This is a genomic window from Georhizobium profundi (assembly GCF_003952725.1).
GTDB classification, from domain to species: domain Bacteria; phylum Pseudomonadota; class Alphaproteobacteria; order Rhizobiales; family Rhizobiaceae; genus Georhizobium; species Georhizobium profundi.
Genome location: NZ_CP032509.1, coordinates 531,764 through 555,214 on the forward strand (window position 1 = coordinate 531,764; position 23,451 = coordinate 555,214).

Genomic DNA, 23,451 nt, shown 5'->3' on the forward strand with positions numbered 1-23,451 from the left:
CTATCAGCGTTCGATCTGGTCCAGCAGTGCACTCAAGGTGGCGAGCTCCTTCTCGCTCATCTGCGGCAGCAGATGCGCCAGACGGTTGGCGATCTCGGTTTTCTGCTGAGACAGACCGCTCGTTTCGAGCTTTATCTTCGGATCCGACAGGTAGGCGAGGCGCTGCAGTTCTTCGGCCTCGTCCCAGATGATGTTGAAGAAGCCGATCACCTTCTGCACGAATTCCCAGCTCGGGCGACCCCGGTGGCCGTGCTCGAGCGCCGACAGGTAGGCCGGAGAGACGCCGATCGCTTCCGCCATCGCACGCTGTGTGATGCCGCGCTCGGTGCGCATCCGCCGCATGGCGGCGCCGAACGGCGTCATGGCGCAGGCCTGCGCTTCTTCAGGCGGAGATAGATGGCGCCCTCGCCGCCATGGCCGCGCGCCGCCTGCTCATAGCCGGACACATAGGGGCGAAAATCCGGCTGGGTCAGCCAGTGGGGCACAGCACGCTTCAGCGCGCCTTCACTGCCGAACGACGCACCCTTGCCGGTGATGACGAGCACATGGCGCAGGCCATCCGCATAGGCCCGCCCGAGAAAGCCGAGCAGCCTCATATGCGCGGCCGATTGATCGAGCCCATGCAGGTCGATCGTCGCGTCGATCGGCAGTCGCCCGCGCGCGATCTTGCGATGAACGGGGCGCTCGATCGGGTGCAGCGAGGCGGCAGGCTGTTTCGCCTTTCGGGTCTCTTCGACCGGTGATTCGCGGAACGACGCTGCCAACGCCTTGCGCATACCTTCCGTCACTTTGGCAGGCTCAGGCGGCTGTACGCTATTTTCCGAGACTTTCGGCGCGAGATCGGCGCTGCTGCCGAGCAGGCTCTCCATCCGACCGGGCATGGGACGCGCGGTATTCGCCACCTTGTTCCAGAGCGCGTTTTCACCGCGTGTCAGCTTGCGCCCCTTGCTCATAGGCCGAGCCTCGTCGCAGCCGGGCGTGGAACGAGGATGTGGAAAGTCGCGGCGTGCTTGATGGCTCCTGCTTCACTGCCTGCAACTGAGCCCGAGCCTGTGAAGATGTCGGCGCGCGCAGGACCGATGATCGCTGAGCCCGTATCCTGCCCAATCATCAATCGACAGAACGGCTTAGGGCCATCCACGTGGGTCAGGTTCTCGGCATTGATGAAGAAAGGCGTGCCGAAAGTATGAATTTCTCGATCCACGGCGATCGACCGACCCGCCGTCAAAGGCACCTTGGCAGCGCCGATCGGGCCACGGGTCGGATCGATCTCGGGCTCCTCCCGGAAGAAGATGAACGACCGATTCTGCCAGAGGATTTCATCCAAGCGCTCGGGATTTGCGGCCAGCCACTGCCGGATCGTATCCATCGTCACCGATTTGGCGTCGATTTCACCGAGGTCGATCAGGACGCGACCGATGGCCGTGAAGGGATGACCGGACTTGCCGTCGAAGGTGATGCGCGTAACCGTGCCGTCCAGAAAGACAAGCCGGGCCGATCCCTGGATATGCGTGAAAAAGACATCCACGCGGGAACGGGCCCAGGCGATTTCGAGATGTCGCCCCGACAGCGCACCACATTCGATCGATTTACGATCGGCGAATTCTTTGAGACCCTCGGGATTCTGCTTTGCCCAGGTGATACCGGCAGCCTGCAGTGAGGGCGCTTCGCCAGCTTCCAGCTGCCGCAGTTCGGGTGGGCGCTTCAGGAAGGGAAACCGGAACTGGGCATCCGGGCGGCGCGAAACCTCGACCTCGGGCTCGTAATAGCCCGTCAGAAAGCCGCTGTTCTGGTTGCCGATCCGGCAGGGAAGGAAATGCTGCTCGAAGAAATGGCGTGACGCGCAGGGCTCATCGGAGAGATGATCGAGTGCTGCGATGGCCGGCATGAAATCCGTGGTTTCGATGCCGAGCGATCCGGTCCGATACGGCTTTTGAGAGGATTTCAGGTGGCGAGCGCATGCTCGAAACGCCGAGAGGGCGGCACGATGATCATCGGCCGCCCACCCTGCAATGTCCTCGAAGCGAGCCGGATGAAGAACCGCCGGCATGGCGCCGTTAGGCGTCGGCTTCGGTGGCGATGAGCTTCCAATTGGGGTCGCGCGACCGCGTATCACGGGCAAAGGTCCAGACATCATTGACCTCACCGACGCTCTCGGCGTCACCATCGACGACCTTGCCATCCTTATCATGGGTCACGGAGATGAGCTGGCTGACGAGGCGCAGCGTCACCGCCGACTCAGAGCCTTTCAGCTCCGCCTGGACGATTTCAGCCTTTTCGACGCCGACGAAGGAGGATTTCACCGTTTCGCCGCGCGATTCGCGCTCGTTGATCGCAGCGACGAAGCCTTCATAGACTTCGCGGGACAGGAGGTTCTTCAGCGTCTTGCGGTCGCCGTCGGCGAAGGCCGTGACGATCATTTCATAGGCGATCTTGGCGCCTTCGACGAATTGCTTTGGATTGAAGGCAGGATCGGCTGCGGCGATCTCACGCAGGCCGGCATTCAAATCCGTGCCGGGCTTCGCATAAGCATCCACCGCCTCGAATCCGCCTTCGGCGCGCGGCGTGTCGCGGCGCGGCAGGCTGACGACCTTGCCATCGTCTGCGATGTCCGTGCCAGCGGGCGCCTTGGCACCTTCGCGCTTGGTGTAGGGATCGAATGGCTGGCGCTCATTGCCCGTTCGACGACCGAGCACACTGCGCAGCTGCAGAAATATGATGACTGCCGCCACGAAAAAGAAAAATGTCACGAAATCAAAGGAGCCCATTGCGCCTGCTGCCGATCGGGTGTGTGCCTGCCGCCCCATATAAGGCCCAGGCGGGGATCATTCAAACTCCGTACATTCAAATTGCGACATGGGGCCACCATATTGGGGCCGATTGTTGCGACGGTCGATGTATGAGGCCTGTCGAAACTGTAGTGTATCGGTGTCCACTCAAGGATCAATGGCTGTCACATGGCGTTCTCTCTCGTGCCTTTCATGCTTTTGGCCATGCCGATCGCGGAAATCTCCGTCTTCATCCTCGTCGGAAGCCAGATCGGGCTCTTGCCGACGCTTGGCCTGATCCTCGTCACCGCCATCATCGGATCGGTTCTGTTGCGCGTCCAAGGGTTCGGGATCGTGCGTCGCATCTCGGAAGAAGCGCGCGCTGGTCGCGTGCCGGGCCGGGAGCTCATTCACGGCGTCATGATCGTCGTTGCCGGCGTGCTTTTGCTCACGCCCGGCTTCATCAGCGACACGATCGGCTTCCTGCTCTTCGTTCCAGCGGTTCGGGATTTCGGTTGGCGTCTCGTCAAGGACCGGATTGTTGTGGTGGGTGCGGGTCTCGGAGCGGGCATGGCCGCCGGGATGCGTGGCCAGGCGAGGCATTCGGGCGATGAGCAGAGGCCTTATGGTGCGCAGCCGCGTGGCCGCACCGTCATCGATCTGGACGAGGACGATTTCAGCCGCGAGCCATCACCGGATTCCCCGTGGCGGGACGATCAGGACGGTCGTGGCGGCCCGAAAAGCCACTGATTGTGCGCTTTGAGTTGTCACCCGGCGGTTGAAGTGATAGCCACGCCGGGATTTTTAAGGGCTGCCGTCGGGCAGTTCGACGGACAAACGGGGAAGAACGATGGCCGAGGAAACAAAGAATTCCGATGGAGCCGCAGCACCAGCGGCAGCCGACAAGGCAAACGGCGCAACGCCGACCTTGAACGTGGTTTCGCAGTACATGAAGGACCTTTCCTTCGAAAATCCGTCCGCGCCGCGCAATGCGGGTCAGCGCGGCAAGGCGCCGTCCATCAACATCAATGTCAACGTCAACGCCAATCCGCTCTCGGAAACCGAGTATGACGTCGTGCTAACGCTGAATGCGACGGCAAAGGATGGCGACACGGTCGTCTTCAACGCCGAACTCGTCTATGGCGGCATCTTCCGCCTGCAGGGCTTCGCCAAGGAGCACATGTTGCCGCTGCTCTTCATCGAGTGCCCGCGCATGCTGTTCCCGTTCGCCCGCCAGATCATTGCGGACGCAACGCGCAATGGTGGTTTCCCGCCGCTGATGATCGACCCGATCGATTTCGCGCAGATGTTCCAGCAGCGTATGGCCGCCGAGCGGACCCGTGCGGCGAGCGCTCCGGCGCCTCAGGTTAACTGACCGCAACGATGATCAGCCTTCCCCGATCGGCCTGATGGGGGAAGGCTTTCAGACTGATTTCCGGAACACAATCTATCGCAGAACGCGCCACAACGCGTTCTTGCCGAGCCTTTCGACCAGGCGTGCATGCGCTGCCTGCTCCATCTCTGTCAGCCGTGACGGCAGCGGGCGCTCGCGCACCATGACGGAGATGTCGATCTCGACGGATCTCCCTCCACCATTGTTGCCAAACTCGATTTCCAGACCAAGCGCCGTCTGACGGCCGCCGATCATCTCGATATAGACTTCGGCCAGGAGCTCAGCGTCGAGCAATGCGCCGTGCTTGGTGCGGTGGCCGTTGTCGATGTTGTAGCGCCGGCACAGTGCATCCAGCGAGTTCGGACCCATCGGATGGCGTCGGCGCGCGAGCACCAGCGTATCGAGGATCTGTTCGCGCCCGATGGGAGCGATCCCGATGCGCTCGAATTCGGCGTTGATGAAGCTGATGTCGAATGTCGCGTTGTGGGCGATCAGCGTCGCATCGCCGAAGAATTCCTGCAGTTCACCCGCGATCTGGGCGAAAGTCGGTTTGCCCGCCAGGAATTCGTCGGTGATCCCGTGCACCTGCAGCGCATCCGGATGGACGGGGCGTCCCTGCGCATTTATGTAGACGTGGAAACTCCGGCCTGTCGGAAAATGGTCGATGAGCTCGAGACATCCGATCTCGATGATGCGATCGAGCCTGAAATCGAGGCCGGTCGTTTCCGTATCGAAAATGATCTCGCGCATCACGCTCTCCATCCGCGTCTCATGCGGGTTGTCCGGTCAGTTCAAGAATGATCGCCTCGACCCGCTGCTCCGTCGCGGCCAGGCCTTCGCCGGTCTCGATGATGAAATCGGCACGGGCGCGCTTTTCGGCATCCGGCACCTGCCGCGCGAGAATAGAGGCGAACTTCTCCTCCGTCATGCCGGGCCGGGCCATGACGCGCGCCTTTTGCACATCTTCCGGACAGGACACCACGGCAATGCGATCGACATCAGCATCGCCGCCACTTTCGAAGAGCAGCGGCACATCCAGAAGGACGAGCGAATGGCCCGCGGCTTTCTGCTCGCTGAGAAACGCTTCCCGCTCGCGTCGGACAAGCGGATGGACGATCGCTTCCAGTTTTTGCAGCGCCTCGCGGTTGCCGAGAACCTTCTGCGCCAGGACAGTCCTGTCGATGACCCCGTCAGCGCTCGTTATGCCTGGGAACGCGGCTTCCAGCATGGGCACGGCCTGGCCGGCATAAAGCTCGTGAACGACAGCGTCGGAATCGAAGACAGGTACGCCGCGTGCGGCAAACATTGCCGCGGTCGTCGATTTCCCCATGCCGATCGAGCCTGTTAGACCCAGCTTGATCAATGTTTCGACTCCAGATCTGCGATCACCAGATCCCGGACCTCTTCGGTCACGTCGGGGCGCAGTCCGAACCAGCGTTCAAAGCCCGGAACAGCCTGGTGCAGCAGCATGCCGAGCCCATCGACGATCGGCAGTCCCTGGGCTTTCGCCTCCTTCAGAAACGGCGTCATCAGCGGCGCATAGACGATATCGGTGACCACGGCGCCGGGACGCATGCTGGTGAAATCAATGGATGGGACGTCCGAACCGTCGAGACCCAGAGCGCTGGTGTTGACGAAAAAATCCGCGCTCCGGACGAGCGAGGAAAGCTCTTCCATCCCGTGGGCAGCTGCTTCGGGACCGAACAGGCCAGCGATCTCCCTTGCCCTTTCGACCGTGCGGTTGACGATATCGACCCGGTCGAACCCGCGTTCGACCAGCGCGTCGATCACCGCGCGACTTGCGCCGCCCGCGCCGAGCACCACGGCTCGCTCACCGCGATCCCAGCCCGGCGCGCGCTGATCGAGATTTGCCAGAAACCCATAACCGTCGGTGTTCGTGAGATGCAGGCGCCCATCGACGCGCCAGAGCGTGTTTCCGGCACCGAGCCGTGCCGCGACCGGATCGATCTCATCGGCACCCCGCATGGCGGCTTCCTTGTGGGGCATCGTCACATTGCCGCCGACGAAACCCGCTTCGCCGCTTCGCAAGCGGTCCAGGAATCCCGAGAAATCATGCTGAGCGACGTCGAGCGCTTCATAGGAGCCGGCGATGCCATGCTTCTTGAGCCAGTGGCCATGGATGATCGGCGAGCGGGAATGCCCGATCGGGTGTCCGACGACGAAGGCGGCAGGCGGCGTGGTCATCCGTCGATCGCCCCGACCCGGCGCAGCTCTGCCAGAAGCGGCAGCAAGGGTAAACCGACGATGGTGAAGTAATCACCCTCGATCTTTTCGAAGAGCTGGATGCCCCTGCCCTCCAGCTGATAGGCGCCGACGCTTTTCAAAGCGATATCGCCGACAGCAGCAAGATGCCGTCCGATGAAGCCGGGATCGAGGTCGCGCATCGTCATGGCTGCCGTCGACATATGACGCCACACCGCCTCGCCATCTCGCGCCAGCACAATCGCGGAATTCAAGAAGTGCGTCTTGCCGGAGAGTTTCAGCAGATGCCGGCGCGCCCCCTCCATGTCGTCGGGCTTGTGAAAGACTTCATCGCCCAGCGACAAGGTCTGGTCGGAACCGATGACCCATGCGCTCGGCGAACGCTCGCTCACATCTACGGCCTTGGCTTCGGCAAGCACCAGTGCGACATCTTCCGGCGACGCACCGCTATCGGCAAGTGGCGCTTCCAGCGCGCGCTCATCGACCTCGGCAGGCTTGATATCGAAAGTAACGCCGGCGTTTTCCAGCAATTGGCGGCGAAATGGGCTCGAAGACGCCAGAATTATGGGTGCAGCCATGGCCGAGACAATCCTTGCAAATGATCGATGGTTCGAGCGCTAACGCGCCTTGCCGCGCAAGGCAAGAATCGCGGCGGCCGTCTCCTCGATCGACTTTCGAGTCACGTCGATCATCGGCCAGTTCCTGCGCAGGCAAAGGGAGCGGGCGTGTTTCAGTTCTTCGGCGATCGTCGCGCGGTCGGTGTATATTTCTGAGTTGTATCCTTGCGCGTTGCCGAGCATGCGGTTTAGCCGCACCTGCGCGATGCGTTCGGTGGACGCAATGAGCCCGACGATCAGCGGCTTGCGCGCCTGGTCGAGCGCCGGCGGCAAGGGATTGCCCGGCACGATCGGGAAGTTGGCGGTTTTCACGCCGCGGTTGGCCAAATAGATGCTCGTCGGCGTTTTGGACGTGCGGCTGATCCCCACGAGAACCACATCGGCTTCTTCGTAATCGGTGATGATCTGACCGTCGTCATGATCCATCGTGTAGTTCAGCGCATCGATCCGGCGAAAATATTCCGCGTTCATCACATGCTGGGCACCGACGCGGCGCCGCGACGGAGCTCCCAGATAGGACTGGAACACCGTCATGATCGGCTCGAGCACGGAAACGCTCGGAACGCCCATTTCCCGGCACCTTGTGTCGATCATGGAGGACAGGTCCTGATCGACGATCGTGTAGAGCACGATGCCCGGCGCACCATCGATCGCGTCAAGCACAGCACCCAGCTGCTTGCGGTTCCGAATCAGCGGATAAACGTGCTCCAGCACCTGAGCGTCCTGGAACTGCGCAGACGCAGCTCTGCCGGCCGCCATTAGGGTTTCACCGGTCGAGTCCGAAATCAGATGGAGGTGAAAGTAATTTTTCGGCTGATCCACACGATTCACTGAGGGCTGTTGATGACTGTTGATGACTTTCGGAATGATGATCGCGGTGTTCTCAGGCCGGTATGAACTGCCGACTTGTCCACAATGAGCACTGCGGGGACGGCCTTTCACGGTCAATGTCACGCTGCGGGGAATCGGGGGACGCGTCAACACACCATCCACAGCTTAACCAAAAGGGATCAAGGCTGTGTTTCGCCGCAAAATGCTGAAATGTCATCGCTTTTTGGGGTGTCCACATTGCAAAGCGAATCAAGTGATTCCAGTGTGCGGCACAGATGGCTTCCACGCTTCTTGTGGAGAAGATGTTGACCAAAACTAATCCCTGGAACACACCGACTCTAAGAAGAAGAATCCATTTCAAAGAATCCTTTATTTAAGGAAGAGGAGACGCCGTGACCGACCGAAAGGTGCTGCGCGTTCTGGCAGGAGAGACTATCAGCCCACCGCCGATCTGGCTGATGAGACAAGCGGGACGCTATCTTCCGGAATATCGGGAGACACGGCTGAAGGCGGGAAGCTTCCTCGATCTTTGCTACACGCCCGAATACGCTGTCGAAGTGACGCTGCAGCCGATCAGGCGGTACGCATTCGATGCTGCGATCCTGTTCTCGGACATTCTCGTCATTCCCGATGCCTTGAAACGTGGTGTGCGCTTTGAAGAAGGGCGAGGGCCCTTGATGGAGCCGATCGATGCCGATGGCATTGCCGCGCTTACTCCGGAAGGCGTGATCGACCACCTGGCCCCGGTATTCGAAACGGTACGGCGTTTGAGAGCCGAGTTGCCGGCCGAGACGACCCTGCTCGGTTTCTGCGGTGCGCCTTGGACGGTTGCGACCTACATGATCGCGGGGCATGGAACGCCTGACCAGGCACCGGCACGATTGTTCGCCTACCGCGAACCTGCCGCATTCGCGCGACTTCTGGACCTGCTGGCCGACATATCTGCCGACTATCTGTGTGCACAGATCGAAGCTGGCGCCGACGCGGTTCAGATCTTCGACTCCTGGGCCGGTGTTCTGGGAGAAGCCGAATTCGAAGCCTTTGCGGCTCGCCCCGTCCGCCGCATCGTCGACCAAGTTCGGGCACGTCATCCGCAGGCGCGTATCATCGCTTTCGCAAAAGGTGCCGGCGCCCTTCTGGAGGGTTACCGCAAGCGCACCGATGCGGACGCGATCGGTCTCGACTGGTCGGTGCCGCTGTCTTTCGCCAAGCGGCTTCAGGAAGAAGGTCCGGTTCAGGGCAATCTCGATCCGATGCGCGTCGTTGCGGGCGGGAAGGCTCTGGATGAGGGGATCGATGCCATTCTCGATGTTCTCGGCAATGGGCCGCTGATCTTCAATCTCGGTCATGGCATCACGCCGCAGGCCGATCCTGCACATGTGACGCAGCTGGTGGAGCGGGTGCGTGGTCGGACCTGAGGCTTCAGCCGCCGCCGGTCGTAAAGCGCGCCGCAGAGCCTACACGGCCATCGCTGTGCTTCTTTTGAGCGTGGTTCTCGTCTTCTGGTGGCGGCCGGCCAGTCTCGATCTCTGGATCAAGGCGGCGCATGTGGTGGCGGTAATATCCTGGATGGCCGGGCTGCTCTATCTGCCGCGGCTCTTCATCTACCATACCGATGCCGAGATCGGATCTGTCCAGTCGGAAACCTTCAAGATCATGGAGGAGCGGCTTCTCAAGGTGATCATGCGTCCTGCGATGATGATCTCCTGGGTGCTTGGGCTGTGGCTTGCCTATTCAAGCTTCGCCTTCTCGGGTGGATGGTTGTGGGCGAAGATTGCCGCGGTCGTCGCACTGACTGCCATTCACGTTCGCTTCCTCAAGGCCTGGAAGAGCTTTGCTGCCGACCGACGGGAACACACGGCACGCTATTGGCGGATCATGAACGAGGGCCCGACGCTCCTGATGATCGCCATCGTCATTCTCGTAATCGTGAAGCCTTTCTAAGCCTCAAGAGCGGTTTCCGAGCTTCCCATTCGCGTCTCAATTGACGTGCGGCGACAAGCCGCTTGCGTGGGGGCAGGGGAATCGCTATTTTCGCGTCAACTTCTCCTCGGCATCGCGTTGACGTCCCCGGCGACAGGCTCCACGGAGCGCACACGCCTCTTCATTCCCGACGCGCCGCCCCCTCCATCATTTTTTAGTTTTCCAGTCATCCCGGATACTCCATGCAAGAAATGAAGCTGCAAGAGCTCAAGAGCAAATCACCGACCGATCTTCTCGCTTTCGCGGAAACGCATGAAGTCGAGAACGCGAACGTCATGCGCAAGCAGGAGCTGATGTTCGCCATCCTGAAGAAGCTTGCGGCGCAGGATGTCGAGATCATCGGCCAGGGTGTGGTCGAGGTTCTGCAGGACGGGTTCGGCTTCTTGCGCTCGGCCAACGCCAATTATTTGCCCGGTCCGGACGACATCTATATTTCGCCCTCGCAGCTGCGTCGCTTCGCGCTCAAGACCGGCGATACGGTAGAAGGGCCGATCCGTGGACCCAAAGAAGGCGAGCGCTATTTCGCGCTGCTCAAGGTCAACACGATCAATTTCGAGGATCCCGAAAAGATCCGCCACAAGATCCACTTCGACAATCTGACGCCGCTTTATCCCGACGAGCGGTTCAAGATGGAGCTCGATGTTCCGACCTCGAAGGATCTGTCGCCGCGCGTGATCGATCTCGTCGCGCCGCTCGGCAAGGGCCAGCGCGGGTTGATCGTTGCGCCGCCGCGCACGGGTAAGACCGTGCTTCTGCAGAACATCGCACATTCGATCACGGCCAACCATCCCGAATGCTACCTGATCGTTCTCCTGATCGACGAGCGGCCGGAAGAAGTGACCGACATGCAGCGCTCGGTGAAGGGTGAAGTCGTTTCGTCAACCTTTGACGAGCCGGCAACCCGCCACGTGCAAGTGGCTGAAATGGTTATTGAAAAGGCCAAGCGCCTCGTAGAGCATGGGCGCGATGTCGTCATTCTGCTCGATTCGATCACGCGCCTTGGCCGTGCCTACAACACCGTCGTTCCGTCCTCGGGCAAGGTGTTGACCGGTGGTGTGGACGCGAACGCCCTCCAGCGGCCGAAGCGCTTCTTCGGCGCCGCCCGTAACATCGAGGAGGGCGGGTCGCTCACGATCATCGCCACTGCGCTGATCGACACCGGCAGCCGCATGGACGAAGTGATCTTCGAAGAGTTCAAGGGCACCGGTAACTCGGAAATTGTTCTGGACCGCAAGGTGGCCGACAAGCGCATCTACCCGTCCATGGATATCCTGAAGTCCGGTACGCGTAAGGAAGACCTCCTTGTGTCGCGCCAAGACCTCCAGAAGATCTTCGTGCTTCGCCGTATCCTGGCCCCTATGGGCACGACGGATGCGATCGAGTTCCTGATCGACAAGTTGAAGCAGACTAAGAACAACGCGGACTTCTTCGATTCCATGAACACGTAGTCGGCTTACGTCCGATACGCGCTTGGCGATGTGGAGCGGTAATTGACCGATCCCACCACAGACACGATCGTAGCTTTGGCGAGCGGCGCACTCCCCGCGGGTGTCGCCGTTCTTCGCGTTTCAGGACCACATGTTCGATTCGTTCTCGAAACGATGTGTGGTGGCGTGCCCGAGCCGCGAATTGCCCATCTTCGATCGATTCGGAACCGAAACGGAGAGCTCCTGGACAAGGGCATCGTTCTACATTTCCAAGGGCCTAAGTCCTTTACTGGTGAGGACTGCGCCGAATTTCAGGTCCATGGAGGAAGGGCAATTGTTTCTGCAATTCTGGCGGAATTGGCTAGTCTCCCGAGAGTTCGTCTCGCGGAACCGGGCGAGTTCACCCGTCGGGCATTTGAAAACGGCAGGATGGACCTCACTGAAGCCGAGGGCCTCGCCGATCTCATTGCGGCGCAGACGGAAATGCAGCGGCGCCTTGCCGTTACTCAATCTGAAGGGGGCCTGACGCGGCTTTATGCTGGCTGGGCGCGTCGACTCCTGCATGCGCGAGCGTTGGTTGAGGCCGATCTTGATTTTGCCGACGAGGACGACGTCCCTGGATCAGTTGCGGATCGCGTCTGGAGCGACATGGCGGAACTTCGTGTTGAGATGGAGCGCCACCTCGCAGAAGCCAGCATTGGCGAACGCATTCGCGATGGTTTTAAGGTTGTGATCGTCGGCCCACCGAACGTAGGGAAATCAAGCTTGCTGAACGCGTTGGCGGCGCGTGATGTCGCAATCGTGTCTTCCGAGGCGGGAACAACGCGCGATCTCATTTCTGTTGATGTCGATTTGGGCGGATACGCCGCGACGATTACCGACACGGCGGGTATCAGAGAGACAGATCATGGCGTCGAGCAGGAAGGCATTGCCCGCGCGCGAAGGGCCCTGGCAACGGCTGACCTTGTCTTGAACCTCTCCGATTGCGGAGTGTATGTGACTGATGCCCCGGCAGCAGTGCCGGAAATCCGCGTCCGAACGAAATCTGACTTGAACACGGGCGTCCCTTTTCTCAGCGACGTAGCAATTTCGGTAGCTACAGGTGATGGCGTTGACGCTTTGATTGAGTTGTGTAGATCAAGACTGAGCAGCTTAGCGAATTTTTCCTCCTTTGCTCTTCCGACACGACTTCGTCATCGACAACATCTAAGGCAGGCACTCGAGTGCCTGACTTTCGCCGTGAGCGAGTCTCACATGCCGATAGAGCTTCGGTCTGAGGAGCTTCGGCTGGCGAGTGATGCGCTCGGTCGCATCACGGGCCGTGTGGACGTGGAAGACGTGCTGGATGTCATCTTCAGCTCGTTCTGCATCGGGAAATAATCGTGACTCACGTGAAACACTGAGGACTGGTGGAGATGGATCGACTTTCCGCGTTCGACGTCGTCGTCATTGGCGGGGGGCATGCCGGTTGCGAAGCTGCCGCGGCCTCGGCGCGCTTGGGCGCCGTTACGGCGCTGCTCACTCTGGCAGCTGACAAGATCGGCGTTATGTCTTGCAATCCTGCGATCGGCGGCCTGGGCAAAGGACATCTCGTTCGCGAGGTCGATGCTTTGGACGGCTTAATGGGTCGCGTGGCGGACCAGGCCGGCATTCAGTTTCGCATGCTCAACCGCAAGAAGGGGCCGGCGGTGCGCGGACCTCGCACGCAAGCCGATCGCAAGCTCTATCGCGAAGGGATGCAGCGAGCCCTCAAGGATCAGAGCAACCTATTTGTTGTTGAGGGAGAAGCTGACGATCTTCTGGTCGCCGACGGACATGTGACCGGAGTCGTCTTGGCTGATGGCCGGACGATCCGCTGTCGGGCTGTCGTCTTGACGACGGGGACCTTCCTGCGTGGCGTCATTCATATTGGCGATCGCCAGTTTGCAGCGGGACGAATGAACGAGCAGCCCTCACTCGGTCTCTCTAAGACGTTGTCGATATTTGGCTTTAAGCTCGGAAGGCTCAAGACGGGGACGCCGGCGCGCCTTGATGGGCGCACGATCGACTGGGCCAGCATTGATCGTCAGGAAGCTGATGCTGATCCCGTGCCGTTTTCCTTCATGACAGATCGGATTACGATTCGCCAGATTGCATGCGGCGTCACGCGGACCACAAAGCAGACGCATGACATCATCGAGACGAACATCAAGCGCTCAGCGATGTATTCGGGGAACATTTCCTCGGTCGGGCCCCGATATTGCCCGTCCGTCGAAGACAAGATCGTCCGCTTCGCTGACCGGGAAAGCCATCAGATCTTCTTGGAGCCCGAGGGTCTCGATGACCACACGGTCTACCCCAATGGAATTTCGACGTCTCTCCCAGAGGATGTCCAGGCGGCTTTCATAGCCACCATTCCAGGCCTGGAAAAAGCGAAGATACTGCAGCCGGGTTATGCGATCGAGTATGACCATATAGATCCGCGCGAGCTTCATCAGACGCTCGAGACCAAGCGTTTATGTGGGCTGTTTCTCGCCGGACAAATCAACGGAACAACGGGCTACGAGGAAGCCGCCGCTCAGGGTTTGGTAGCCGGACTGAACGCGGCGCGAACCTCGGGAGGGACCGACGGGGTGACGTTCAGCCGCGCGGACTCATACATTGGTGTACTTATCGATGATCTGACGACACGAGGCGTTTCGGAGCCCTACCGTATGTTTACTTCGAGAGCGGAGTTCAGGCTGTCTTTGCGAGCTGATAATGCCGATGCACGGCTGACGCCAATGGGCTTGCAGCTAGGATGTGTATCGCCCAACCGTCGGGACCGATTTGATCAGTGGACGAACCGTCTGGATAAGGCGCGTGACCTTTTGAAGCGAACAGTGCCCAGCAGGTCACAGTTGGAAGCGATGTCGATTTCACCCCGGCGCGACGGAGCGCAGAAGTCGGTGTTCGATCTGCTTTCGCATCCAGAGACAAAACTCGAGGCTTTTGAAAAGGCGATTCCATCCCTGGCCGCCATTCCTGGCGAGCTGCGCGAAACTCTGGAGATTGAAGCCGTCTACTCAGTCTATCTTGAACGACAAGCGTTGTCGGCTTCTCAGCTTCGTCGGGAAGAGGAACGCGCCATACCGACCGATTTTGACTACGCCTCGTTGCCCGGCTTGTCGAACGAGCTGAAGCGCAAGCTGTCAATGTCAAAGCCTCTGAGCATCGCGCATGCTAGCAAGATTGAAGGCATGACACCTGCAGCCATCGCGCTCATACTCTCCAAGCTCAAGCGTCGAACGACCGCAGAAGAGGCTTTATCAGCGTGAAAGTCGATCATAGTGATCTTCGTGTTTCACGTGAAACAGTGGACAGGCTAGCGATTCTTGTTGACTTGCTACAGCGCTGGCAATCGCGGATCAATCTTATTGGCCCGTCTACGGTGGATGATATTTGGTCCCGTCACATCCGTGATTCGATCCACGTATATCATACGCAGCCCGCATCGTTTCGGTGGGCTGATCTTGGTTCGGGCGCCGGCTTCCCTGGACTTGTGACGGCTATCTGCCTTGCGGAACAGGATCGTGGCCACGTACACCTCATTGAAAGCAACTCCAAGAAAGCTGCGTTTTTACGGGCAGCCATACAGGCCACTGGGGCGCGCGCAACCGTGCACGCTGACCGTATCGAAGCTGCATCGCTCAAGATCGAGCGGCCTGATGCCGTTTCGGCGCGTGCACTGGCTTCGCTGTCGGACCTATTGCAGCTGACGGAGGCCTGGATTTCGGAAGGAACAGTTGCCTACTTCCACAAAGGTCGGGATTACCGCAACGAGGTCGAGGCAGCTCGTGGCGCTTGGGAATTTGATCTGGTAGAACATAAGCAAGACCGGAACGATGAATCGGTCTTGCTGGAGATCAGTGGCCTCCGTCGCCGCTGAGCGGCACTTGCGGAGCTGACATGCTGAATCGGATCATCACCATTGCGAACCAGAAGGGTGGCGTCGGCAAAACGACGACCGCCATCAATTTAGCGACGGCCCTAGCGGCGATCGGCGAGAATGTCCTTGTGATCGATCTTGATCCCCAAGGCAATGCGAGCACGGGACTTGGCATCGAGCGGAAGGAGCGTCGGCTCTCAAGCTATGACCTGCTGACGAATTCTGCGACGTTAGAAGAGATCGTCGTACCGACGGCTGTTCCCAATCTGTCGATCGTGCCATCGACAATGGACCTGCTCGGTGTTGAGATGGAAATCTCGTCAGCCTCCGACCGTGTGCTGCGCGTAAAGAAGGCGCTGCAGACCGATGCCGCTCGCCGCTACAGTTATGTCCTGATCGATTGCCCGCCGTCGCTGAACCTTCTGACCATCAATGCCATGGTTGCCGCTCACTCTATCTTGGTTCCGCTGCAATGCGAGTTCTTTGCGCTGGAAGGTTTGAGCCAGTTGCTCGAAACCGTCGGCCAAGTCAGACAGACACTCAATCCAGCGCTTGATATCCAGGGGATAGTGCTGACCATGTATGATGCGCGCAACAACCTCGCCCAACAGGTGGTGGCCGACGTGCGCGAGCATCTGGGGGACAAGGTTTACACCACACTCATCCCTCGCAATGTGCGTGTTTCTGAAGCGCCGTCCTATGGTAAGCCGGCTATCATTTACGACCTCAAATGCGCTGGTAGCCAGGCTTACTTGCAACTGGCCTCTGAGGTTATCCAGCGCGAGCGTCGGCGGCGGGCCGCTTGATTGTCCGGATTGTCCAAGGAAGACATGATGAGTGAAGACACTTCAAAGAGACGCCTCGGCCGCGGATTGGCCGCCTTGATTGGCGAGATGGATCAGCCTGAAACAACGGCACCATCGCGTGCGAAAGCCGACAGTTTCGTTCCGATCGAGCATGTAACGCCGAATCCTAATAACCCTCGCCGCCAGTTTGATCCGGACGATCTCAAGGACCTCGCGGCGTCGATCAGCCAGCATGGTGTCGTGCAGCCTGTCGTCGTGCGCACGCGCGGGGCAGGGCGCTACGAGATCATTGCTGGTGAGCGGCGTTGGCGCGCATCGCAGCAGGCTGGGCTGGTCGAGATCCCAGTCATCGTTCGCGATGTGGACGACCGTACAGCGCTTGAGTTGGCGATCGTCGAGAACGTTCAGCGCGCCGATCTTAATCCATTGGAAGAAGCGCAGGGATATCAGCAGCTTATCGCGGAACACGGCTATACGCAGAACGATCTCGGCGACATCATCGGCAAAAGCCGCAGCCATGTTGCCAACAGTCTTCGGCTGTTGAAGCTGCCTGAAATCGTGCGGTCGATGCTTGCCGGTGGTCAGCTGTCATCGGGGCATGCGCGCGCCATCGCGGCGACGTCGGATCCAACCAAGCTGGCGCGCGAAATCGTCAGCAAGGGCCTGTCCGTTCGAGATGCAGAGCGCCTGGCCCAGAAAGATGCCGAAATCGGTGGTGCCGAAAGCGAGCCAACAAGAGCGGCTGCATCGAAGGACGCCGATACTCTGGCGCTCGAGCAGTCCTTGTCCAACGTGCTCGGTTTGAAGGTCGAAGTCAGCCACAAGTCACGCGGCGGCCATATCCGCATCGATTACAAGTCGCTGGATCAACTAGATGAGCTTTGCCGGCTGCTGGGCGCCAGAAGCTAATTTGCCGGCAAACTGACTAAGGATGATTAAGCGCGTTGCAAGCGAGCGGCGCGGGCCGATCGCACTGCCAGCGCTAGAAGTGCCTGCCTCGCGATCGCGTCCTCCAGCGCTGGCCGGCGCCGCGTTTCAAGGATAGCGGCCTGCAGGTGCGTGAGAGCCTGGCCGATCGCATCCATTCGCCAAGCGGCAAGCGCCTTCTCCAGGGCCGGCTTTCGCCGGAAATGCACGCGCCGACCTTGTTCTGCAACCACATTGCCGACGGGTTTGCCGTCCTGCTCGACCGAGGCCCGCATCGTTTCGAGAGCCTGGAACTGGCGTAGACAGCTTTGCAGGGCGAGGAAGACCGATGTCTTCGATGCCATGATCCGCCGCAGCGAAAGATCGAGCGCTTCGACGTCTCCCAACAACACTGCATCCACGGCTGCATCCACTGATAAAGCGGAGGCATCCCCTATCACCGCAAGGACGTCCTCTTCCTGGACGACGTCCTTGCCTTGGGCGTAGAGGGCAAGCTTCTGGATCTCGCCACGCGAGGCCAGGCGGTCACCGCCGATGAGGCTCGCGAGGAGTTCTCGTGCGGCCGAGGTCAGGCGTAGTCCTGCCGCCGACATCTCGCTGTCGATCAGCTCGTTTACGCTCCGCCCTTCATCGGCGTAGCAAGGCACGGCAAGCCCGGATTTCGCCTCCTCAACGAGTTTTCGAAGTCCTGTGCCCTTCTTGAGATCGCCGGCTTCGATGAGAACGAGGCAATCGTTGGGGGATTGTTTGCCAGCTCTCCGACCGCTTCCAGAACGCCGCGGTCGTTACCGGCACCCAGCAGCCGGACGAGCCGCAACCCGCCGAAGAGGCCGATGGCGCGCGCCTCGTCGACCAAACGGCCGGGATCGGAATTCACCGTACCCGCGTCTAGCCTCACGGCCGAAAAGGGATCGTCGGCATCAACTTTGCTCGCCGCAACCAGATTGCCCGCACGTTCAGCCACCAGTCCGCGATCGGGCCCATAAATCAGCACGATTGGCTGCGGGGGGAGGCCCTTGGCAATCAGGCGTTCGAATTCATGCGCCTTGATTTGAGCCACGGGCTGCCTCTGTCGTCAGGAACAGCGCGAGATCGGCTCTGAGGCGCTCTGCCAGCTCCCGCGCAGCACGATTTTCCGCATCCCGCGCGGCGCGTATATCGGCAAAGCCCTGCTCAAAACGGTCGTAGCTCGTTGTGACCGCTTGCCGGCGAAGAGCCACGACGTCCCCGGTTGCCGAATCCGTGATCTGGTATTCGGCGCGCACGGTCAGGTTCTGACCTGTTGCCCGACCATCGATCGGGTTGCGCAGAATCCCAACGTCGCTGCGGGTAACCGTGAGGTCAACGCGGTAGCGCGCGTCGGCTGGCTGCCCAGCGCCGCCGTGAAGCAGGAAGATCAGTTCGTTGCGAAGCTCCTGGCCGACCCGATCGTCAGCTGCCTCGATGATGATGTCTGCTGCCGGGCGGGCGGCCATGTCGTAACCGGGCGTCGACCGATCAGCATAAAGCGGCGTGACCTGGCAAGCGGAAAGCCCGAGGCACAGCGCCCCAGCTGTGAGGCGAAGAACAGGCCGGCCGATCGCACGGCGGATGTCAGACAACGACATTCACGATCCTCTGGGGAACGATGATGATTTTCCTAGGCTCGTTTCCAGCCATGGCTGCTTGTACGAAATCGAGCGCCAGCACGGCGGCTTTCACGTCATCTTGCGAGGCTTCTCGCGCGATTGTCAAATCGCCCCGCTTCTTGCCGTTGATCTGGACAGGCAGGAGGATTTCATCCTCCACCACCAGTGCAGGGTCGAAGTCCGGCCAAGCCGCCATGGAAACCATGCCGTCGTTTCCAAGCGCTGACCAGCACTCTTCGGCGAGGTGAGGGGTCATCGGTGCAATCAGGTGGACCAGGATTTCAACGGCCTCACGGCAGGCAGCCAGCATCTCAGGCTCCGCACCGCCCTTGGCGACCGACTGCAGCGGGACGGACAGAGCATTGGTCAGCTCGTAAATGCGCGCAACAGCCTTATTGAAGCTGAGACGTTCAAGATCTTCACCAACGGCTTTCAGCGCCTTGTGCGCGGCACGCGATACTTCGAGAGCAGGGCCAGAGGCGCCAGCGGTAGGCGCAATGCCCGATAGTGCCGGTGCCGATTCCTGCACCAGTCTCCAGACACGCTGGACAAACCGATGGGCGCCCTCGACGCCTGATTCGGTCCAGATGACATCGCGCTCAGGTGGTGAGTCCGACAGCATAAAGAAGCGCGCGGTGTCGGCGCCGAACGAGGCGATGATGTCGTCCGGATCGACGACGTTCTTTTTCGACTTCGACATCTTCTCGATCGAGCCGATCGTCAGCGCTTCGCCCGTTTCGAGATGGGTTGCGCGGCGGCTGCCCTCGACATCCTCGATCCGAACATCGGCAGGGGCCACCCAGCCGGCTTCACCCTTGTAGGTTTCGTGCACGACCATGCCTTGTGTGAACAAGCCCTTGAACGGCTCGTCCAGATCGAGATGGCCTGTCGCCTTCATCGCGCGGGTGAAGAAGCGCGAATAGAGAAGGTGCAAGATCGCGTGCTCAATGCCGCCAATATATTGGTCGACAGGCAGCCAGGCATTCGCCGTCTGGGGCTCGGTCGGCGCATCGGCGCGGGGCGCGGTGAAGCGGGCGAAATACCAGGAGGAATCGACGAAGGTGTCCATCGTGTCGGTTTCGCGACGCGCATCGGCACCGCATTGCGGGCAGGACACGTGGCGCCATGTGGGATGGCGGTCGAGCGGGTTGCCCGGCTTGTCGAAATTGATGTCGTCCGGCAGCTGCACCGGAAGGTCCGCCTTCGGCACCGGCACGACGCCGCACGCTTCGCAGTGGATCACGGGAATCGGGCATCCCCAGTAGCGCTGGCGCGAAATGCCCCAGTCGCGCAGGCGGTAGTTCAGCTTGCGTTCCGCCTGCGGCCGGCCGTTGATCTCCCTCTCGGCCAGTCGCTGTGCGACCTCCTCGAATGCTTCGTCAGGCGTCATGCCGTCGAGGAAGCAGGAGTTGATCATCACACCTTCGCCCGTGTAGGCCGTTTCGGTGATCTGGAACGACGCGGCGTCCGCATCCTTCGGCATCACCACCGGGGTTACCGGCAGACCGTAGCGATTGGCGAAATCGAGGTCGCGCTGGTCGCCGGACGGGCAGCCGAAGATCGCACCGGTGCCGTAATCCATCAGCACGAAGTTGGCGACATAGACCGGCAGCGTCCACGACGCGTCGAAGGGATGTTTCACGTGAATCCCTGTCGGGAAGCCCTTCTTCTCCGCAGTCTCAAGCGCAGCCAGCGAAGTGCCCGCACGTCGGCACTCCTCGCAGAAGGCTTCAAGTTCGGGGTTCGACGCAGCAGCCTGGCGCGCAAGCGGGTGATCCGGCGAGATCGCCATGAAGGACGCACCAAACAGCGTGTCGGGTCGCGTCGTATAGACTTCGAGCTCCGTCGCGCCTGCGGGCGCCGTTGCAGGGTCGATCTCCCAGCGGATGACGAGACCTTCGGACTTGCCGATCCAGTTCTTCTGCATGGTCCGGACCTTTTCCGGCCAGCGATCGAGACCGTCGAGCGCCGTCAGCAGGTCCTCGCTGAAATCGGTGATGCGGAAGAACCACTGCGTCAGCTCGCGCTGCTCGACGAGGGCGCCCGAACGCCAGCCACGGCCGTCGATCACCTGCTCATTGGCCAGAACCGTCTGGTCGATCGGATCCCAGTTGACCTTGGACTCGCGGCGATAGACGAGGCCCTTCTCCAGAAAGTCGAGGAAGAGATGCTGCTGGCGCTGATAATATTCCACGTCGCAGGTCGCAAATTCGCGGCTCCAGTCAAGCGACAGGCCCATCGATTTCAGCTGGCGCCGCATCGTGTCGATGTTCTGGTAGGTCCATTCCTTGGGATGAACCTTGTTCTGTATGGCAGCGTTCTCGGCCGGCATGCCAAACGCGTCCCAGCCCATCGGGTGCAGCACGTTGAAGCCGCGCGCTCTTTTATAGCGGGCAACGACATCGCCCATGGCGTAGTTGCGCACGTGACCCATGTGGATGCGCCCAGAGGGATAGGGAAACATCTCAAGCACGTAGTATTTCTCGCCGGCAGCATCATCCTTCGTTTCGAAGACCTGATCTTCGGCCCAGCGCGCCTGCCATTTCGGCTCGGTTTCGCGTGGATTGTATCGTTCGATCGCCATGGCTGCCTTGGAATTCCGGAACTGTCGGGAGTTGGGTGTGGGCGGGACCTTCACCATGAAACCCCATGATCGTCAACCATTCCAGCGCTCTCCACGCGCGCGGCGGCATTGCCGTGGTCGGCGCGCCGCGCTAGGTGCTGGTCGCAATCAGGGAGAGAGATGTGAGCGCAGTCGATAATCTGGCCGCCATCAAGCAGAAGATCAGCCGCGCTGAACGCAAGGCGGAGCGAGAAGCTGGCGACGTTGAGCTGGTGGCCGTCAGCAAGACATTCGAGGCGGAGGCCATTCGCCCGGTGATCGAAGCAGGACAGCGGGTGTTCGGCGAAAACCGTGTTCAGGAAGCGCAAGCCAAGTGGCCTGCGCTGCGAGCAGAGTTTCCCGATCTGGAACTGCATCTCATCGGGCCGCTGCAATCCAACAAGGCGGCCGATGCTGTGGCGCTGTTCGACGTGATCGAGACGGTGGATCGTGAAAAGATCGCGGCGGCTCTGGCTTCAGAATGCGCCAAGCAAAACCGGCAGCTTCAGTTCTACGTCCAGGTCAATATCGGCGAGGAGGAGCAGAAGGCGGGCATCTCCCCGATCGAGACGCTGGCGTTTGTCGAGCGCTGTCGCGACGTCCACAAGCTCGACGTGGTCGGGCTCATGTGCATTCCGCCGGTGGACGAAGCACCAGGCCCTCATTTCGCGCTGCTGCGAAAGCTGGCGCGGGAAGCCGGGGTCGAGAAGCTTTCCATGGGCATGTCCGCGGACTTCGAGATTGCGATCGGTTTCGGCGCAACCAGCGTGCGGGTTGGTTCAGCGATCTTCGGGACCCGCTGAACCCGGAAAAATCCTGTGATGCCTCCGACACCGTTGCATGCCATAAACGGGCAAAGCGATTGGATTGGGGGAAATCGATGGGTCGTTTGCGGGAAGGTCTGTCGCTTCATGCTCGCGCGGGCGCACTGTCGTGAGCGTTGTTTCTGAGGCAGTCTCGGAGAGCGAGCGCAAGCGCGGCATCTATGGCTGGATGGGATTCGACTGGGCGGCGCAGCCCTTCTTCACCGTCGTCATCACCTTCATCTTCGGCCCCTATTTCGTCTCGCAACTCGCGGACGACCCCGTGCGCGGGCAGGCATGGTGGGGCTACGCGATTGCGTTCTCGGGCTTGCTGATCGCCGTTCTCTCGCCGGTGCTCGGTGCCATTGCGGACCAGACGGGTGCGCGCAAGCGATGGATCGCAGCTTTTGCCTGCGTGAAGATCGTGGCGCTGGTTCTGCTATGGAACGCGGAGCCAGGCTCCGCCCTGATCTATCCGTTCCTGCTGATCGTCATCGCTTCGATCGCCGCGGAATTCTCGATCGTCTTCAACGATGCGATGATCCCGAGCCTCATGACCAGTCGGGAGATCGGGCGTTATTCCAATATCGCCTGGGGCCTCGGTTATCTGGGCGGCATGCTCGTTCTCATCTGCGTCGTCGCTCTCATGGCGGCGTCCGAGGAAACCGGGCTGACGCTGATCGGCCTGCCGCCGATCTTCGGGCTTGATCCTGCTGCAGGCGAAGCCGCCCGCGCTACCGGTCCGCTTGCCGCTGTCTGGTACCTCGTTTTCATCCTGCCGATGTTCCTGCTGACGCCGGACACGCCGCAAGTCAAACCACTGGGCGGCGCCGTCCGCGACGGATGGAGCGATCTCAAGGCAACTTGGGGGGAACTGCGCGAGCGCAAGGCGATCCTGAGGTTTCTGGTTGCCCGCATGATCTATCAGGACGGCGTCAACGGGCTCATCGCGCTTGGCGGGACCTTTGCTGCGGCGATGTTTGCGTGGCAGACGACAGAGATCGGCGTTTTCGGCATCATCCTCAACGTCGTCGCGATCTTCGGTTGCCTGGCGGCAAGCCGTCTCGATCGAACCGTCGGTTCGAAGGTGCTGGTGATCATCTCGCTGGTCTGCCTGACGATCGCCTGTATCGGCATCGTCTCGACCGGACCCGGCTTTACGCTTTTCGGCTGGTGGCAGCTCGGGCTGGAGGATTCCGGCGGGCTCTTCGGCACGCCGGCGGAGAAGGCTTACATCTTCTTCGGCCTGCTGATCGGCGTCGCCTTCGGTCCGGTGCAGGCCTCGTCGCGCTCGTTCTTCGCCCGATCGGTGACGCCCGAGGAAGCAGGGCGCTATTTCGGGCTCTACGCTCTTGCGGGCCGCGCGACGTCGTTCCTTGCGCCCTTCACCGTGGCGACGGTCACCGCACTCAGCGGCTCGGCGAGGCTCGGCATGGCGACGCTGGTGCTGTTCCTCGTGGTCGGGCTCGCGATCTTGGTCGCGACGCCCTATCCCGCCAACAAGCCGGTGCCGCCATCCCGTCCCCTGTGACGGGG

Annotated in this window: 23 protein-coding genes and 1 pseudogene; 12 read left to right on the forward strand and 12 right to left on the reverse strand. The window is 60.6% G+C overall.

Features of this window, described 5'->3' with window-relative positions:
* Window positions 1-3: 3 nt before the first annotated feature.
* From D5400_RS02535 to D5400_RS02550, 4 genes are read right to left on the reverse strand one after another with little or no spacing between them, the layout of a single operon-like run.
* Window positions 4-363 (reverse strand): helix-turn-helix domain-containing protein, encoded by a 360-nt coding sequence (locus D5400_RS02535; RefSeq protein ID WP_126007362.1) that lies wholly within the window; start codon window positions 361-363, stop codon window positions 4-6.
* The gene (locus D5400_RS02540) at window positions 360-953 is read right to left on the reverse strand and encodes a Smr/MutS family protein (protein ID WP_126007364.1); all 594 of its coding nucleotides are present in this window, start codon (window positions 951-953) and stop codon (window positions 360-362) included. Before D5400_RS02540 ends, D5400_RS02535 begins: the two co-directional genes overlap by 4 nt.
* Window positions 950-2,050 (reverse strand): murein transglycosylase A, encoded by a 1,101-nt coding sequence (gene mltA / locus D5400_RS02545; RefSeq protein ID WP_126007366.1) that lies wholly within the window; start codon window positions 2,048-2,050, stop codon window positions 950-952. The genes D5400_RS02540 and mltA overlap by 4 nt, the downstream gene beginning before the upstream one ends.
* Before the next feature lie 7 nt (window positions 2,051-2,057).
* Window positions 2,058-2,768, reverse strand: coding sequence for a Tim44/TimA family putative adaptor protein (locus D5400_RS02550; RefSeq protein ID WP_126007368.1), 711 nt, complete (start codon window positions 2,766-2,768; stop codon window positions 2,058-2,060).
* A 189-nt stretch (window positions 2,769-2,957) separates the two neighbouring features.
* Between D5400_RS02550 and D5400_RS02555 the strand changes: the two genes are divergently transcribed.
* The gene (locus D5400_RS02555) at window positions 2,958-3,518 is read left to right on the forward strand and encodes an FxsA family protein (protein WP_126007370.1); all 561 of its coding nucleotides are present in this window, start codon (window positions 2,958-2,960) and stop codon (window positions 3,516-3,518) included.
* Window positions 3,519-3,618: 100 nt separating this feature from the next.
* A complete protein-coding gene (gene secB / locus D5400_RS02560) occupies window positions 3,619-4,143 on the forward strand; it encodes a protein-export chaperone SecB (protein WP_126007372.1) in 525 nt (174 codons plus the stop codon).
* Between the two features lie 72 nt (window positions 4,144-4,215).
* On the opposite strand, the gene dnaQ is transcribed toward secB, so the two are convergent.
* From dnaQ to D5400_RS02585, 5 genes are read right to left on the reverse strand one after another with little or no spacing between them, the layout of a single operon-like run.
* Window positions 4,216-4,911, reverse strand: coding sequence for a DNA polymerase III subunit epsilon (gene dnaQ / locus D5400_RS02565; RefSeq protein WP_126007374.1), 696 nt, complete (start codon window positions 4,909-4,911; stop codon window positions 4,216-4,218).
* A gap of 19 nt (window positions 4,912-4,930) precedes the next feature.
* Window positions 4,931-5,524, reverse strand: coding sequence for a dephospho-CoA kinase (gene coaE, locus D5400_RS02570; protein WP_126007376.1), 594 nt, complete (start codon window positions 5,522-5,524; stop codon window positions 4,931-4,933).
* The gene (locus D5400_RS02575) at window positions 5,521-6,366 is read right to left on the reverse strand and encodes a shikimate dehydrogenase (protein WP_126007378.1); all 846 of its coding nucleotides are present in this window, start codon (window positions 6,364-6,366) and stop codon (window positions 5,521-5,523) included. Before D5400_RS02575 ends, coaE begins: the two co-directional genes overlap by 4 nt.
* On the reverse strand, window positions 6,363-6,962 hold the full coding sequence (locus D5400_RS02580; RefSeq protein WP_126007380.1) for a Maf-like protein: 600 nt from the start codon (window positions 6,960-6,962) through the stop codon (window positions 6,363-6,365). Before D5400_RS02580 ends, D5400_RS02575 begins: the two co-directional genes overlap by 4 nt.
* Before the next feature lie 39 nt (window positions 6,963-7,001).
* Complete coding sequence (locus tag D5400_RS02585) at window positions 7,002-7,823, reverse strand: pyruvate, water dikinase regulatory protein (RefSeq protein WP_126007382.1); 822 nt, start codon at window positions 7,821-7,823, stop codon at window positions 7,002-7,004.
* Between the two features lie 419 nt (window positions 7,824-8,242).
* Between D5400_RS02585 and hemE the strand changes: the two genes are divergently transcribed.
* The 8 genes from hemE (at window position 8,243) to D5400_RS02625 (ending at window position 16,864) form a co-directional block, all read left to right on the forward strand.
* Window positions 8,243-9,250 (forward strand): uroporphyrinogen decarboxylase, encoded by a 1,008-nt coding sequence (gene hemE / locus D5400_RS02590; RefSeq protein WP_164527991.1) that lies wholly within the window; start codon window positions 8,243-8,245, stop codon window positions 9,248-9,250.
* A complete protein-coding gene (hemJ, locus tag D5400_RS02595) occupies window positions 9,237-9,776 on the forward strand; it encodes a protoporphyrinogen oxidase HemJ (protein ID WP_126007386.1) in 540 nt (179 codons plus the stop codon). The genes hemE and hemJ overlap by 14 nt, the downstream gene beginning before the upstream one ends.
* A gap of 221 nt (window positions 9,777-9,997) precedes the next feature.
* Window positions 9,998-11,263 carry a transcription termination factor Rho gene (rho, locus tag D5400_RS02600; RefSeq protein WP_126007388.1) on the forward strand — a complete coding sequence of 422 codons (1,266 nt, stop codon included), beginning with the start codon at window positions 9,998-10,000 and terminating at the stop codon, window positions 11,261-11,263.
* A gap of 42 nt (window positions 11,264-11,305) precedes the next feature.
* On the forward strand, window positions 11,306-12,622 hold the full coding sequence (gene mnmE / locus D5400_RS02605; protein ID WP_126007390.1) for a tRNA uridine-5-carboxymethylaminomethyl(34) synthesis GTPase MnmE: 1,317 nt from the start codon (window positions 11,306-11,308) through the stop codon (window positions 12,620-12,622).
* Window positions 12,623-12,657: 35 nt separating this feature from the next.
* Complete coding sequence (gene mnmG / locus D5400_RS02610; RefSeq protein WP_126007392.1) at window positions 12,658-14,538, forward strand: tRNA uridine-5-carboxymethylaminomethyl(34) synthesis enzyme MnmG; 1,881 nt, start codon at window positions 12,658-12,660, stop codon at window positions 14,536-14,538.
* Window positions 14,535-15,149, forward strand: a complete 615-nt coding sequence (gene rsmG, locus D5400_RS02615) for a 16S rRNA (guanine(527)-N(7))-methyltransferase RsmG (RefSeq protein WP_126007394.1) — start codon at window positions 14,535-14,537, stop codon at window positions 15,147-15,149. The genes mnmG and rsmG overlap by 4 nt, the downstream gene beginning before the upstream one ends.
* Before the next feature lie 20 nt (window positions 15,150-15,169).
* Window positions 15,170-15,955, forward strand: a complete 786-nt coding sequence (locus D5400_RS02620) for a ParA family protein (RefSeq protein WP_126007396.1) — start codon at window positions 15,170-15,172, stop codon at window positions 15,953-15,955.
* 27 nt (window positions 15,956-15,982) lie between these two features.
* Window positions 15,983-16,864, forward strand: a complete 882-nt coding sequence (locus D5400_RS02625; RefSeq protein WP_126007398.1) for a ParB/RepB/Spo0J family partition protein — start codon at window positions 15,983-15,985, stop codon at window positions 16,862-16,864.
* A gap of 26 nt (window positions 16,865-16,890) precedes the next feature.
* Here D5400_RS02625 and holA read toward each other — a convergent pair.
* The 3 genes and pseudogenes from holA to leuS form a co-directional block, all read right to left on the reverse strand.
* A pseudogene (holA, locus tag D5400_RS02630) lies at window positions 16,891-17,942 on the reverse strand (DNA polymerase III subunit delta).
* On the reverse strand, window positions 17,920-18,489 hold the full coding sequence (lptE, locus tag D5400_RS02635) for an LPS assembly lipoprotein LptE (RefSeq protein ID WP_126007400.1): 570 nt from the start codon (window positions 18,487-18,489) through the stop codon (window positions 17,920-17,922). The pseudogene holA and the gene lptE overlap by 23 nt, the downstream one beginning before the upstream one ends.
* On the reverse strand, window positions 18,476-21,094 hold the full coding sequence (gene leuS / locus D5400_RS02640; RefSeq protein ID WP_126007402.1) for a leucine--tRNA ligase: 2,619 nt from the start codon (window positions 21,092-21,094) through the stop codon (window positions 18,476-18,478). Before leuS ends, lptE begins: the two co-directional genes overlap by 14 nt.
* Window positions 21,095-21,255: 161 nt before the next feature.
* Between leuS and D5400_RS02645 the strand changes: the two genes are divergently transcribed.
* Complete coding sequence (locus D5400_RS02645; RefSeq protein ID WP_126007404.1) at window positions 21,256-21,915, forward strand: YggS family pyridoxal phosphate-dependent enzyme; 660 nt, start codon at window positions 21,256-21,258, stop codon at window positions 21,913-21,915.
* 190 nt (window positions 21,916-22,105) lie between these two features.
* Window positions 22,106-23,446, forward strand: coding sequence for an MFS transporter (locus D5400_RS02650; RefSeq protein ID WP_126012616.1), 1,341 nt, complete (start codon window positions 22,106-22,108; stop codon window positions 23,444-23,446).
* Window positions 23,447-23,451 lie beyond the last annotated feature (5 nt).